Source organism: Escherichia sp. KTE52, from assembly GCF_000408325.1.
GTDB lineage: Bacteria > Pseudomonadota > Gammaproteobacteria > Enterobacterales > Enterobacteriaceae > Escherichia > Escherichia marmotae.
On record NZ_KE138677.1, the window covers coordinates 394,189 to 408,299 of the forward strand.

16 protein-coding genes and 1 other annotated feature are annotated in these 14,111 nt (G+C 49.8%); of the genes, 8 read left to right on the plus strand and 8 right to left on the minus strand.

Annotated elements, in window-relative coordinates; genetic code table 11:
- Positions 1-10 precede the first annotated feature (10 nt).
- Genes A1SC_RS15120 through A1SC_RS15100 form a run of 5 tightly spaced genes read left to right on the plus strand, consistent with a single transcriptional unit; the run spans position 11 to position 3,818 of the window.
- Entirely contained in the window at positions 11-1,123 is a 1,113-nt protein-coding gene (locus A1SC_RS15120) for a 1-propanol dehydrogenase PduQ (RefSeq protein WP_001091444.1), read from the plus strand.
- Positions 1,120-2,463: a 4Fe-4S dicluster domain-containing protein gene (locus A1SC_RS15115; protein ID WP_016262095.1), complete on the plus strand. Its 1,344-nt coding sequence runs from the start codon at positions 1,120-1,122 to the stop codon at positions 2,461-2,463. Before A1SC_RS15120 ends, A1SC_RS15115 begins: the two co-directional genes overlap by 4 nt.
- A gap of 2 nt (positions 2,464-2,465) precedes the next feature.
- Complete coding sequence (pduT, locus tag A1SC_RS15110; protein WP_016262096.1) at positions 2,466-3,020, plus strand: propanediol utilization microcompartment protein PduT; 555 nt, start codon at positions 2,466-2,468, stop codon at positions 3,018-3,020.
- Positions 3,020-3,370, plus strand: a complete 351-nt coding sequence (gene pduU / locus A1SC_RS15105; RefSeq protein WP_000107121.1) for a propanediol utilization microcompartment protein PduU — start codon at positions 3,020-3,022, stop codon at positions 3,368-3,370. Before pduT ends, pduU begins: the two co-directional genes overlap by 1 nt.
- Before the next feature lie 4 nt (positions 3,371-3,374).
- The gene (locus tag A1SC_RS15100) at positions 3,375-3,818 is read left to right on the plus strand and encodes a EutP/PduV family microcompartment system protein (RefSeq protein ID WP_016262097.1); all 444 of its coding nucleotides are present in this window, start codon (positions 3,375-3,377) and stop codon (positions 3,816-3,818) included.
- Between the two features lie 108 nt (positions 3,819-3,926).
- Here the strand turns inward: A1SC_RS15100 and A1SC_RS15095 are convergent, their stop codons facing one another.
- The 4 genes from A1SC_RS15095 to dacD form a co-directional block, all read right to left on the minus strand.
- On the minus strand, positions 3,927-4,256 hold the full coding sequence (locus A1SC_RS15095; RefSeq protein ID WP_000450409.1) for a DUF496 family protein: 330 nt from the start codon (positions 4,254-4,256) through the stop codon (positions 3,927-3,929).
- Between the two features lie 168 nt (positions 4,257-4,424).
- Complete coding sequence (locus tag A1SC_RS15090; protein ID WP_016262098.1) at positions 4,425-5,483, minus strand: FUSC family protein; 1,059 nt, start codon at positions 5,481-5,483, stop codon at positions 4,425-4,427.
- A 208-nt stretch (positions 5,484-5,691) separates the two neighbouring features.
- Complete coding sequence (sbmC, locus tag A1SC_RS15085; protein WP_001105399.1) at positions 5,692-6,165, minus strand: DNA gyrase inhibitor SbmC; 474 nt, start codon at positions 6,163-6,165, stop codon at positions 5,692-5,694.
- A gap of 118 nt (positions 6,166-6,283) precedes the next feature.
- Positions 6,284-7,450: a serine-type D-Ala-D-Ala carboxypeptidase DacD gene (gene dacD / locus A1SC_RS15080; protein ID WP_001516605.1), complete on the minus strand. Its 1,167-nt coding sequence runs from the start codon at positions 7,448-7,450 to the stop codon at positions 6,284-6,286.
- Positions 7,451-7,658: 208 nt separating this feature from the next.
- Between dacD and sbcB the strand changes: the two genes are divergently transcribed.
- Positions 7,659-9,086: an exodeoxyribonuclease I gene (gene sbcB / locus A1SC_RS15075; RefSeq protein ID WP_016248868.1), complete on the plus strand. Its 1,428-nt coding sequence runs from the start codon at positions 7,659-7,661 to the stop codon at positions 9,084-9,086.
- 74 nt (positions 9,087-9,160) lie between these two features.
- Here the strand turns inward: sbcB and plaP are convergent, their stop codons facing one another.
- The 4 genes from plaP to A1SC_RS15060 form a co-directional block, all read right to left on the minus strand.
- A complete protein-coding gene (gene plaP, locus A1SC_RS15070; RefSeq protein ID WP_000019194.1) occupies positions 9,161-10,519 on the minus strand; it encodes a putrescine/proton symporter PlaP in 1,359 nt (452 codons plus the stop codon).
- Positions 10,509-10,571, minus strand: a complete 63-nt coding sequence (gene yoeI, locus A1SC_RS25020) for a membrane protein YoeI (RefSeq protein WP_097433929.1) — start codon at positions 10,569-10,571, stop codon at positions 10,509-10,511. Before yoeI ends, plaP begins: the two co-directional genes overlap by 11 nt.
- Before the next feature lie 214 nt (positions 10,572-10,785).
- Entirely contained in the window at positions 10,786-11,715 is a 930-nt protein-coding gene (locus A1SC_RS15065) for a LysR substrate-binding domain-containing protein (protein ID WP_000803328.1), read from the minus strand.
- A 45-nt stretch (positions 11,716-11,760) separates the two neighbouring features.
- Complete coding sequence (locus tag A1SC_RS15060; protein WP_016248869.1) at positions 11,761-12,585, minus strand: SDR family oxidoreductase; 825 nt, start codon at positions 12,583-12,585, stop codon at positions 11,761-11,763.
- A gap of 425 nt (positions 12,586-13,010) precedes the next feature.
- Here A1SC_RS15060 and hisL point away from each other — a divergent pair, with 425 nt between their 5' ends.
- Both hisL and hisG read left to right on the plus strand, forming a co-directional pair.
- Positions 13,011-13,061, plus strand: coding sequence for a his operon leader peptide (hisL, locus tag A1SC_RS23315; RefSeq protein ID WP_001364200.1), 51 nt, complete (start codon positions 13,011-13,013; stop codon positions 13,059-13,061).
- Positions 13,037-13,160 (plus strand) — a sequence feature (His leader region). (Overlaps the previous gene by 25 nt.)
- 46 nt (positions 13,161-13,206) lie before the next feature.
- Entirely contained in the window at positions 13,207-14,106 is a 900-nt protein-coding gene (gene hisG, locus A1SC_RS15055) for an ATP phosphoribosyltransferase (RefSeq protein WP_016262099.1), read from the plus strand.
- The last annotated feature ends 5 nt before the right edge of the window (positions 14,107-14,111 follow it).

Below are 14,111 nucleotides of genomic sequence, written 5' to 3' on the forward strand. Positions count from 1 at the left end.
AGAAACGGAAATGAATACTTTTTCACTGCAGACGCGTTTATACAGCGGACCAGGAAGTCTTAAAGTGCTTAGCCGTTTCACCAATAAGCACATCTGGATTATTTGCGACGCCTTTCTGGCACGCTCACCACTGATTGACACGTTGCGCCAGGCGCTGCCTGACAGCAACCGCCTCAGTATTTTTAGCGAAATAACACCCGACCCAACTATCCAGACCGTGGTAAAAGGCATTGCACAAATGCAGACTTTACGCCCGGATGTGGTTATCGGTTTTGGCGGCGGCTCTGCGCTGGACGCCGCAAAAGCGATTGTCTGGTTTAGTCGCCAGTGTGCTATTGAGATTGACACCTGCGTAGCCATTCCCACCACCAGCGGCACCGGCTCAGAAGTGACCAGCGCCTGTGTCATCAGCGATCCAGAGAAAGGGATTAAATATCCCCTTTTCGATAATGCACTTTATCCGGATATTGCAGTCCTCGATCCCTCGCTGGTCGTCAGCGTGCCTCCCGCGATAACTGCCAATACCGGAATGGATGTTTTAACCCATGCGCTAGAAGCCTATGTTTCTCCACGCGCCAGTGATTTCTCGGATGCTCTGGTCGAAAAAGCCGTGCAAATTGTTTTTCACTACCTGCCTACAGCAGTGAATAAAGGCGATTGTCTTGCTACTCGCGGCAAAATGCATAATGCCTCGACGCTTGCCGGAATGGCCTTTAGCCAGGCTGGGCTTGGGTTAAATCATGCAATTGCCCATCAACTCGGCGGGCAGTTTCATCTGCCACACGGCCTGGCGAATGCTCTCCTGCTCACGGCGGTTATCCGCTTTAATGCTGGCGATCCGCGCGCCGCCAAACGCTACGTCCGGCTGGCAAAAACGTGTCATTTATGCCCTGATAACGCCAATGACACCGCCAGCCTGAATGCACTCATTCAACATATTGAACAGCTTAAAAAAGCCTGTGCAATACCGACTCTCGCTAATGCACTGAAAGAAAAAAAAGCAGAATGGTCAGCACGTCTTCCAGATATGGTTCAGGCAGCGCTGGCGGATGCAACATTGCGTACCAACCCACGAGCGGCTGATGCCTCCGCTATTGAGGAACTGCTTGAGGAGTTGTTATGAACGTCGAGTTAACGTCCTGTGACAGTCAGACGATCCGTGAGCGAGTTCAGGCAGCCGGGGTTGTGGGTGCTGGCGGCGCAGGCTTTCCAACACATATCAAGCTGCAGGCGTGTGTTGACACTTTCCTGGTAAATGCCGCGGAATGCGAACCAATGTTGAAAGTGGACCAGCAGTTAATGGCACAACAAGCCAGCCGCCTGCTGCGCGGTGTTCACTATGCGATGAAAGCCACCGGGGCTGCTAGCGGAATCATCGCGCTGAAAGAGAAGTATCAACCCGCAATAAAAGCACTTACACCATTACTTCCAACGGATATCCGCCTGCATATTTTGCCCGACGTTTATCCCGCTGGGGATGAGGTGCTGACCATCTGGATGGCAACAGGTCGTCGCGTTCCACCCGCCGCGTTGCCCGTTAGCGTCGGCGTGGTGGTGAATAACGTCCAGACCGTGCTGAATGTTGCCAGAGCCGTTGAGCAACAGTATCCGGTAACGCGCCGCACGTTAACCGTTAATGGTGCAGTTGCTAAACCAGTAACAGTGACCGTTCCCATCGGAATGTCTTTACGCGAGGTACTGGCGCTGGCGGGAGGCGCTACGGTAGATAATCCCGGTTTTATCAATGGCGGGCCGATGATGGGGAGTTTGATCCCATCGCTCGATACGCCAGTCAGCAAAACCACCGGCGGCTTGCTGGTCTTACCCAACTCTCATTCACTGATCCAACGTCGAATGCAGGATGATCGCAACGTACTTGCCGTCGCGAAAACCGTTTGTGAACAATGCCGCTTATGTACCGATCTCTGTCCACGTCATTTAATCGGTCACGAACTGTCACCACATTTGTTAGTTCGTGCGGTTAACTACCAACAGCTCACTACACCGCAACTGTTACTGACAGCACTCACCTGTTCGGAGTGCAACGTCTGTGCCAGCGTCGCCTGCCCGGTAGGTATTTCACCAATGCGCATAAATCGCCTGCTTAAGCAGGAATTACGCGCTAAAAATCTCCGCTACGAAGGCACCTTAAACCCTGCGGATGTCATGGCAAATTATCGACTGATTCCCGTAAAACGGCTGGTAACCAGACTGGGCTTAGCACCGTGGTATCAGGATGCGCCATGGTCTGAACACGTGCCACAGCCCGAAAAAGTGACGCTATTGTTACGCCAGCACATCGGAGCCAGCGCAATTGCGTGTGTCCAAAAAGGCGATCGTGTCGTTCGTGGGCAATGTGTAGGCCAAATTCCACACGGCACATTAGGTGCCCCCATTCATGCCAGTATTGATGGCACGATCAGTGATGTGACAGAAAACGCGATTACGGTTGTGAGAGGTTAACCATGTCAAAAGCGGTAGGTATTTTAGAACTTAGCAGTATCGCGAAAGGGATGGAAACCGGCGATGCCATGCTGAAAAGCGCCAACGTTGAGTTACTGGTCAGCAAAACGCTATGCCCCGGTAAATTTCTGCTGATGCTCGGTGGCGATGTCGGTGCGGTGCAACAGGCCATCGATAATGGCACGTCCCTTGCTGGTGAAATGCTGGTCGACAGTCTGGTTCTTCCTAATATTCATCCCACTATCCTGTCTGCAATCAGCGGTCTGAACCATGTTGACCAGCGACGGGCTGTCGGTGTAGTAGAAACCTGGAGTGTAGCAGCCTGCATTGACGCTGCCGATTGTGCAGTGAAAGCGGCAAACGTCACGCTCGTGCGGGTGCATATGGCCTTCGGTATTGGCGGTAAATGCTACATGGTAGTGGCAGGCGATATTTCTGATGTTAATAACGCGGTCTCTGTCGCCAGCGAGCGCGCGGGGGAAAAAGGTTTGTTGGTCTATCGTTCGGTGATTGCCCGTCCGCATGAAGCCATGTGGCATCAGATGGTGGAGGGATAATGTCAACTCAACACACGACTGAACGGATGATTCAGGAATATGTTCCCGGTAAACAGGTCACACTGGCGCATGTGATTGCGAATCCCGGAAAGGATCTGTTTAAGAAATTAGGTTTACCAGACACCGTTTCTGCCATTGGCATTCTGACGATTACCCCCAGTGAAGCATCTATCATCGCGTGTGATATCGCCACAAAATCAGGCGCTGTAGAGATTGGTTTTCTTGATCGTTTTACCGGCGCGGTAGTTCTGACTGGCGATGTTTCTGCTATCGAATATGCACTTAGCCAGGTTACACGCACGCTGGGCGAAATGATGCACTTTACCGCCTGTTCCATTACACGGACCTGACACTATGCAACGGATGATGCTCATCGGCCCCAGTCAGTGCGGAAAAACGTCACTCACACAATGCCTGCGCGGAGAGAATATTCAGTATCAGAAGACGCAGGAAATCGTCTGGTCACCGGCCACCATTGACACACCCGGGGAATACCTCGAAAACCGCAGCCTTTACAGCGCACTGCTGGTCTGTGCCTGCGAAGCGGACATTATCGCACTGGTACTTAATGCGAACGCACCGTGGTCCCCTTTTTCGCCAGGCTTTACTACATCGATGAATCGCCCGGTCATTGGGGTAGTAACCAAAGCGGATTTAGCCAGCGTAGAACAAATATCTTTGGTGAAATGCTGGTTACGGGAAGCCGGGGCACACAACGTATTAGTAACCAGCGCAATAAATAACATCGGGGTTGCAGAACTTTTTACCTTGTTGCATACAGAAGAGAGTTGTCGTTAATTTCGACATTTCAATATGTTATCAGATGGGAATGATGACTTGTGACACAGAGAAAGGAATCATGAACAATGAGGGTTGCCGGGCAACCCTCATTGAATAAAGCAGAAATTACTTCGCTTCGCCGTTTTTCATTTCACCCATAGCTTTCAGCTTTTTGGAGATATCGCGGCGTTCTTTGGAAAGCTCAGCATTTTTGATGATGTAATCATCAACGCGATCTTCATAGTCGCCTTTCATGCTGGCGATGATGCCCTGAATTGCTTCGACGCTCATACCCGGTTTGATGTAATCGCTCAGGTTGTCCAGCAGCAGAACGCGTTTCTGGTTGTCACGGATCTTTTTCTCAACGTCCTGGATTTCACGTTGCAGTTTGTTCTTACGACGGAACAGGCGAACAAATTCCAGTACGTCCTGGAATGAAGGCTTGGTAGTTTCCATTTTTATACCCCTGATAATGTGAGAGTCGGATTCGTTTAAGCAGCCGCTATTCGTTAGGGCCAACATTACTCATAGCTGCCGCAGATGACAATGCTTTTATCCCTTTTCACTATCATACCCTTTATCTTTGCTGAATCGAAGCAGCAAGATGATTCTGAAGATCGGGAATTATTTGCGCAAGGCCCGGCAAATCAGATTTGACAACAACTCCAGTTGATGCGCCGTTTCCATGTTAAGCCACACATAGCCATAAATCGGGGTCTCAACGACCTTGAGATCATGGTGGTTATCGAGCAACTGACGCAGCTCTTCCACAGCATCGTTCAATTTTTCCGTATTAGCAAAAACCGGCTGCGGATTACCTTCGTACAGGGCATGAACAAGGCTCAACACGATTTGCTGCATCATGTGCTGTGTATCGCGCAGTTTTTGCGCGTTCAATAACACGAAATGGCTGGGGCGCGTGGCCCAGTAAGCATTGATTTGCAGTTCCAGCATACAAACCAGATTACGGTTAATTGTCTGGATCCCTTCATATATCGATTTTGGGATACGGGTTTCTTTGCTGGCGGGCGCAATCAGCCCACGCATTTTCACGGCATCGGTCAGGAGTTTTTGCAGATGTTTTTCCAGACGTGGACGTTCGAGTAAGTTCGGTGAGAACGCTGACTGATAGACGCGATTATATTCAGTGAGACTTTTCGCCAGTTGAATGCGCCAGTGGATAAAAGCACGTTGCGGCCAGATGCCGGTAAACAACATTGCCAGTAAAGAGCCGAGGATCACATCGCCGCTTCGCCATAATGCGGTATCAATTTCACCGGCTGGCGAGCCAACAACAATTGCCAGCGTCACACCAATCAATAAACCTTGATATGGCTTCTTACCCAGCGCCAGCCAACCGCAAAGGAACATGGCTGCAGCACACCAGACTAACATCAACGGTAAAGAGATTAACTCCAGTTGCAGAGCGATAAGACCTAATATCGAACCCAACACAGTACCGCCAATACGTTCAAAGGCGCGAGGGACAACGTTGCCCCAGAACGAAATTGGCCCCATGATCACCACCATAGTGACCAGCGGCCAGGTGCTTTCCGGGATGGTAAACAAGCGAATGATGAGAAAGGTGAGCAAGAACGCCAGCGCAACTCGCGTACCATGCACAATGCGGTAATGGCGGTACACTCGAATTTCAAACGGGCTTAAGGACTTATCGGCACGCACGCGGGCACTCCGTGGAATAAGAGAAAAAACGGTCATAATGCAATCTGGCAGTCCGGGAACGATAACGCTATGTAACAAATCTGTCCGGCAAACCGGGAATAGCAGACGTTCCCGGTTTGGTTGTCAGAAAACTGCAGACGAATCTTACTCTTTTACATAACGAAAAACAGCGTAGCAATCGGGTTATCCTCTGATCCAGTGCCACTTATCAGCGCTGTTTAGGCTGCACCGCAACATACATTTCGATATCCCAATACCCCTCTTCCGCACCATTGTTCAGATAAACCTCAAAGCAGGGCTTTGGCAACATTTCGTAAGCGCTGTCCTGCAAGAGAGTATTAAAGAACTGATACCAGGGTTTAGCAAAGTCATCACCCACTACGCGTGCAACCGCCACCGCATACTGACCTCCAGAAATTTCCGTCAGGATGACGCCCTCACTGTTTTCGGGGAGAGTGAAGTCATCTGCCACCGAGACGACGGTGTCACAACGTAACTTTTCGGCGGGTGTTTCGTCTGGATTATCGTAATAGACCGCTACCCACTCCTTTGGCACGATATTTTTGTCGTCTACCCACATCATCAACTGCTCAAAACCTTGCTTTACCGTCTGTTCCCACGGGCCAACGAGATGGAAACCTGCAACGGTACGTTTATCTTCCTGTTTAATCTCGTAGTTCATGATGCCTCCATTAATACTGGTTTTATATACAGTACATTTGCAATATAAAAACCACAAGGAATGAGTGTTGATTATGCGAGCAGACTCGCACTCCTGCCAGTCTGCTGCAAAAGAAAGGTCAGGCCTTATGGTGGAAATAATCGCTCAACCGGGAAAACATGCCGCCTTCACTGACGGATTCCAGGGTGACCAGCGGCCAGTGCGCCACCTGTTTATCCCGATCGTAAAGTTCAATTTCCCCAACCTGCTGATGGGCATTAATTGGCGCGGTCAGTTCTTTATCATTAAGGGTGTATTTTGCTTTGATATTCGGAATCTCCGCTTTTGGCAGCACCATCCAGAACTCTTGTTCGGTTCCAAGCGCAATCTTTTCTTTATCGCCATACCAGATGCGTTCTGTGCCAATCTTTTTCCCACGATGTAAAATTTGCACCGTAGTAAAGTTCTGTTGTCCCCAACGCAGTAGCTTTCTCGCCTCTTCTTCACGACCTTTTGCGCTTTCAGCCCCCATCACCACCGCAATGAGTCGACGCTGACCATCCACAGCCGAAGCAATGAGATTAAACCCGGCCCCGGAAGTATGTCCGGTTTTCAGGCCATCGACATTCATGGTTTTATCCCATAATAAGCCGTTACGGTTTTGCTGGGTGATGCCGTTCCAGGTGAGGCTTTTCTCACTGTACATATGATAAAACTCAGGTTCACCATGAATGATGGCGCGCGAAAGTACGGCTAAATCGTAGGCTGAACTATGCTGACCCGGCGCATCCAGACCATGTACCGTTTCAAAATGCGTATCCTTTAGATGCAACTTCTCGGCGTAATTGTTCATCATTTCAACAAACTGCCGTTGCCCACCAGCAATATAATCAGCCAGCGCAACACAAGCATCATTGCCGGAGTCGACAATTAATCCACGGCTTAAATCACGTACCGATACGCGATCCCCCTCTTTCAAAAACATCAGTGAAGAACCGACAAATACCGGGTTATCTTTTGCCCACGCATCACGCCCCACAGTGACAATATCGTCTGGTGTAATGCGATGACTATCGATAGCACGATCAACGACATAGCCAGTCATCAGCTTAGTCAGGCTGGCAGGATTACGTTGTTGATGCTCATTACCCGCCGTGAGGATCTGTCCGGTTGTGTAATCCATCAATACCCATGACCCCGCATGAATTTCTGGAGGCTGGGGTGAAAAAGGAATATTTTCTGCTGCAAAAGCAGACGATAAATTAAAAACGAACAAAGAAGCAGCAATAACAAGACGGCGTTTCAACAGCAAATCCTCAGGAGTTTCAAATAGCTGTTCTTTTTACGGAAATCCTGATGAACTGGCTGGAATAAAGTGCAAGAAAATGTGACATTTATCTCATTTTAATCTGACATTATCTGTTTCCACACGCTGCCAAATTGTCGCTCTAAAGCTGATTAGCGTTGTGATATTTGGTACTCTGGCATACAGCAGAAATAACGGATTTAACCTAATGATGAATGACGGTAAGCAACAATCTACCTTTTTGTTTCACGATTACGAAACCTTTGGCACGCACCCCGCGTTAGATCGCCCTGCGCAGTTTGCCGCCATTCGCACCGATAGCGAATTCAATATCATTGGCGAACCAGAAGTCTTTTACTGCAAACCTGCTGATGATTATTTACCTCAACCAGGGGCGGTGTTAATCACCGGCATCACACCGCAGGAAGCACGGGCGAAAGGAGAAAACGAAGCCGCCTTTGCCGCCCGCATCCACTCGCTTTTTACCGTACCGAAAACCTGCATTCTTGGTTACAACAATGTGCGTTTCGACGACGAAGTCACGCGCAATGTTTTTTATCGTAATTTCTACGATCCCTATGCCTGGAGCTGGCAGCATGATAACTCTCGCTGGGATCTGCTGGACGTCATGCGTGCCTGTTATGCCCTACGTCCGGAGGGGATCAACTGGCCTGAAAATGATGACGGTCTGCCGAGTTTTCGTCTTGAACATTTAACCAAAGCGAATGGTATAGAGCATAGCAACGCCCACGATGCGATGGCCGATGTATACGCCACTATCGCGATGGCGAAGCTGGTGAAAACGCGTCAGCCACGCCTGTTTGATTATCTCTTTACCCATCGTAATAAGCACAAACTGATGGCATTGATTGATGTGCCACAGATGAAACCACTGGTGCACGTTTCCGGCATGTTTGGTGCGTGGCGCGGCAATACCAGTTGGGTTGCGCCGCTGGCGTGGCATCCTGAAAATCGCAATGCCGTGATTATGGTGGATTTAGCTGGAGATATTTCGCCATTACTGGAACTGGATAGCGACATGCTGCGCGAGCGTCTGTATACCGCAAAAGTCGATCTGGGCAATAACGCCGCAGTCCCGGTTAAGCTGGTGCATATTAATAAATGTCCGGTGCTGGCACAGGCGAATACACTTCGCCCGGAGGATGCCGACCGTCTGGGAATTAATCGTCAGCATTGCCTTGATAACCTGAAAATTTTGCGTGAAAACCCGCAAGTGCGCGAAAAAGTGGTGGCAATATTTGCTGAAGCCGAACCGTTTATGCCTTCAGATAACGTGGATGCCCAGCTTTATAATGGCTTTTTCAGTGACGCCGATCGCGCGGCAATGAAAATTGTGCTGGAAACCGAGCCACGTAACTTACCGGCACTGGATATCACCTTTGTCGATAAACGCATAGAGAAGCTGTTGTTCAATTATCGGGCGCGTAACTTCCCCGGCACGTTAGATTACGCCGAACAGCAACGCTGGCTGGAGCATCGCCGTCAGGTCTTCACTCCTGAGTTTTTGCAAGGCTATGCTGATGAACTGCAGATGCTGGCGCAGCAATATGCCGATGATAAAGAGAAAGTGGCACTGTTAAAGGCGCTTTGGCAGTACGCGGAAGAGATCGTCTGATACAAAAAAGCCGGAGCGTTAAACTCCGGCTTTTTGAGACTTACCGGATGATGACACCATCCGGTTTTATAAAATTATGCAACGTCTTCGTACTGCGGAACCGGGTTGCGGAAGCTCTTAGTTACGCAAGCCAGGTAAATCAGACCGATAGCCGCCCAGATCAGCCCCAGAACCATCGAGCTTTCTTCCAGGTTAACCCACAGCGCACCAACGGTCAGCGCACCACACATCGGCAGGAACAGATACTGGAAGTGATCTTTCAGCGTCTTGTTACGCTTCTCACGGATCCAGAACTGCGAGATAACCGACAGGTTAACGAAGGTGAACGCCACCAGCGCACCAAAGTTAATCAGCGCCGTTGCCATTACCAGGTCAAAGTTGATTGCCAGCAGAGCAATCGCACCAACCAGGATGATGTTCATCGCCGGAGTACGCCATTTCGGGTGTACATAACCGAAGAAACTTTTCGGGAACACGCCGTCACGCCCCATCACGTACATCAGACGCGCTACGCCTGCGTGCGCCGCCATACCAGACGCCAGTACGGTAATGGTGGAGAAGATCAGCGCGCCAACCTGGAACGCTTTACCCGCAACATACAGCATGATTTCAGGCTGTGACGCATCCGGATCTTTAAAGCGAGAGATATCCGGGAAGTACAGTTGCAGGAAGTAAGTCGCAAAGATGAAGATCATACCGCCGATCAGCGCGGTCAGGAAAATCGCACGCGGGATCACGCGCTCTGCATCTTTGGTTTCTTCCGACAGGTTGCTGATGCCGTCAAAACCGGTAAAGGAGAAGCACAGGATCGTCGCACCGGTAATCATCGGGATGACATGCGCATCGCCAGACCAGAACGGACGGGTGCTCGCCAGCGTACCAGCGCCTTCACCTTCAAATACGCCGTAGACCACCATGCCCAGAATCACCGCGATCAGCACAATCTGCAACACCACAATGACGGTGTTGAAGTTCGCTACGGATTTCAGGCTACGCAGGTTAAAGGCAGTCATAAAGGCCACCAGCGCCACCACAAACATCCACGATGGGATGGAAGGCACCAGAGCTTCAAAATAGATTTTCGCCAACAGGATGTTGATCATCGGCGCGAACAGATAGTCGAGCAGAGAAGACCAACCCACCATAAAGCCAACGGTCGGGCTAATAGATTTCTGGGCGTAAGTGTACGCAGAGCCAGCAGAAGGATAGCGGCGAACCAACTTCCCGTAGCTCAGAGCCGTGAACAGGATCGCAATCAATGCGAACGCATAGGCTGTCGGCACATGACCATCCGTGAGGCCTGAAACGATACCAAAAGTATCAAACAGCGTCATCGGCTGCATATAGGCAAGACCCATCATTACAACCGGAACTAACGTAAGCGTTTTACGCAATTCCACGCGAGAGGTGTTTGGAGTAACGTTATGCGACATGGTTATTCTCCTTTACGGTGATAACCGTCGCGTAAGCAAAAAATTGCCCCATTTTTTTGGATTCCTCAGCGACAACAACTGTCGATTTTTAGTAAATATCTATCCGGTACGAAGCCCGGCCTCTTGGTATGAATGATTGGTTTGAAGCAAAAAATAACCGACGCGGATAAAACGTCGGTTTTTAGTCATTTTTTGACAGCGGCGCATTGTGCCTAAATGGGGGGTAAATGACAAGAGAATGAGGGGCTTGACAGATGATTTTTTATTTAAATGGCTGATTTTCCGTCACCAGATTTTGCATAAACACCGGCGATAGCACTATTTGCTAAAATCTCGTCTCGCCACCACGCACTGGCAAGCCCTGCGGTTTGTTCGTTCCAGCCAATCCAGACAGGTTCAAAGAGGGTTTGCGCGACCACTTTCTTCTCGATTAATGCACCACTATCAAGAAAGCGTTGCGCCAGATAACGGGGTAAATAACCACAACCAAGACCACTGATTTGCAGCTCCAGCTTGGTTTTAAAATCAAATACGGTAATGGCTTCTTGTTCATCAAGTATTTGTGAAGCTGTAGACGCGGCTGCCTGCGCAGTGTCACCGACGACTATCGCCCGATATCGTTTAATGATTCGTCGATTTAACGGTTCTTCTTCCAGCGCTAACGGATGATGGGGTGCCACAACGAACACTTGCTCCAGATCACCCAGACGAGAAAAACCAAATTCGCTGGAAGATGGCGGCTCGTGCATAGCGCCGACAATAATATCTGCCCGGCCCTGGGTCAGCGCCTCCCAGGAACCACCGAGCACGCCATTGATAAATTTCAACCGCGTTACACTGTGATGTTGATAAAAGAGTTCAATAAGCGGCGCAAGCAGAGAAAAAGGAAAGGTGTCATCAACCCCGATAATCAGCTCGTTCTCCCAGCCTTCGTGAAGTTTTATTGCCTGTTTTTCCAGCTCATGAACAGTGTGAAGAATTTCCCGCCCTTTCTCTAATAACATTTTTCCGGTGCGGGTGAATTTAGCGCGGTGACCGCTGCGATCAAGCAATTGAATATTAAGATCACTTTCCAGCTTATGAACGGTGTAACTCAGCGCAGACGGCGTCTTGTACAGTTTGGCTGACGCCGCCGCAAAACTGCCCTCTTTTTCTAAGGCATCGAGGATCATCAACACATCCAGCAGTGGTTTCATACACGCCCCCTTGCGGTGTATGCGGCATTCTGCTGGCGTGATGCTTTACTCCAGCGGCATTACCAGTGGATCGGGATACTGGTATTCAAATCCCAATTCATTACAGATCCGGCTGCCATCAATAATTTTACCTTTGCCGCTGTCCAGGCTGTTTCTGAACTGCGGAGGTTCCAGCCCCAGTAAACGGGCCATCTGCGGATAGAAAACATTACGCGCAGGGTGAGCTGGCGCACATATATTATAGATGTGTCCGCCTTTAGGTGCCTGTAACAACAGAGTGATAGCGCCAATAACATCTTCCAGGTGAACTAAATTGACGCCGTGTTCACCGTCTGGCGCAGTTTTTCCGGCAAAGAAGCGCCCTGGATGACGCCCCGGCCCCACCAGGCCAGCAAGACGCAAAATATCGACCGAAGTACCAGGTAAATTGTGCAGCCAGTCTTCGAGTTCTTTTAACACTCGTCCACTGTTGGTCACGGGATTGCGTGGTGTGGTTTCTTTTACTATGCCTTGCGCATCGCCATAGACAGAGGTTGAACTGGTGAAAATAATGCGGGGAATATGGTGAGCCAGCGCGCTGTCTACCAGCTCTTGCACTGCCTGCAAATAGAACTCGTCGCCAGGACCGCTGCGTCGCGCCGGAAGCGTAATGACCAACGCATCAGCATCCATCAGGGCATCCAGATCGTCAGAATCGCAAACTAACTCGGGATCCATGCGAAGCGTATAGCTATCAATCCCACTCATTCGGGCCGCTTCGACGCCATCTTGTGTGGTTTTACTCCCGGTGACTTGCCAGCCCCGCGCTGAAAGTGACATCGCCAGCGGCATACCTAACCACCCTAACCCGACAATTGCGACCTTTTTCATCCGTTTTCTCCTGATACACCTTAGATCTATAAGGCTACGCCAGCGTATCAAAACTGACAATTCATTCTATGAATGAATCGAAACTGTTAGCAAATGTACAATTGCCTGATGCGCTCCGCTTATCAGGCCTACAAAAACACCAATATATTGAATTTAGGCAACATTTGTAGGCCAGATAAGGCGTTCACGCCGCATCCGGCATGAACAAAGGCCACTTTAGTTACAGAACACAATGTTCTTGAGGGTTTTAAAACATGTTTTCACGATTACTTTTTTTAACGTAGTCACTCTTAGCGCCCTTCTTTCCCTGCTCATTCATTAAACAAATCTATCACCGCAAAATATATAAAAAAGCCCTTGCTTTCTATCGTGAAAGTGGTTTAGGTTAAAAGGCATCCGTTGAATAAACATTCACAGAGATTTTTATGACACGCGTTCAATTTAAACACCACCATCATCACCATCATCCTGACTAGTCTTTCAGGCGATGTGTGCTGGAAGACATTCAGATCTTCCAGTGGTGCATGAACGCATGAGAAAGCCCCCGGAAGATCACCTTCCGGGGGCTTTTTTATTGCGCGGTTGATAACGATTCAGACAGGTTAAAAGAGGAATAAGAAAATGACAGACAACACTCGTTTACGCATAGCTATGCAAAAATCCGGCCGTTTAAGTGATGATTCTCGCGAATTGCTGGCGCGCTGCGGCATTAAAATTAATCTTCACACCCAGCGCCTGATCGCGATGGCAGAAAACATGCCGATTGATATTCTGCGCGTGCGTGACGACGACATTCCCGGTCTGGTAATGGATGGCGTGGTAGACCTCGGGATCATCGGTGAGAACGTACTGGAAGAAGAGTTGCTCAACCGCCGCGCCCAGGGTGAAGATCCGCGCTACTTTACCCTGCGCCGTCTTGATTTCGGTGGCTGTCGCCTTTCACTGGCAACGCCCGTTGATGAAGCCTGGAACGGCCCGCTCTCCTTAAACGGTAAACGTATCGCCACCTCTTATCCTCACTTGCTCAAGCGTTATCTCGACCAGAAAGGTATCTCTTTCAAATCCTGCTTATTGAACGGTTCTGTCGAAGTTGCCCCGCGCGCCGGACTGGCGGATGCGATTTGCGATCTGGTTTCCACCGGTGCCACGCTGGAAGCCAACGGCCTGCGCGAAGTGGAAGTTATCTACCGCTCGAAAGCCTGCCTGATCCAGCGCGATGGCGAAATGGAAGAATCCAAACAGCAACTAATCGACAAGCTACTGACCCGTATTCAGGGCGTAATTCAGGCGCGTGAATCGAAATACATCATGATGCATGCACCAACCGAGCGTCTGGATGATGTCATCGCCCTGCTGCCAGGTGCCGAACGACCAACCATTCTGCCGCTGGCGGGTGATCAACAGCGCGTCGCCATGCACATGGTGAGTAGCGAAACCCTGTTCTGGGAAACGATGGAAAAACTGAAGGAACTGGGCGCGAGTTCGATTCTGGTCCTGCCAATTGAGAAGATGATGGAGTAATAGCC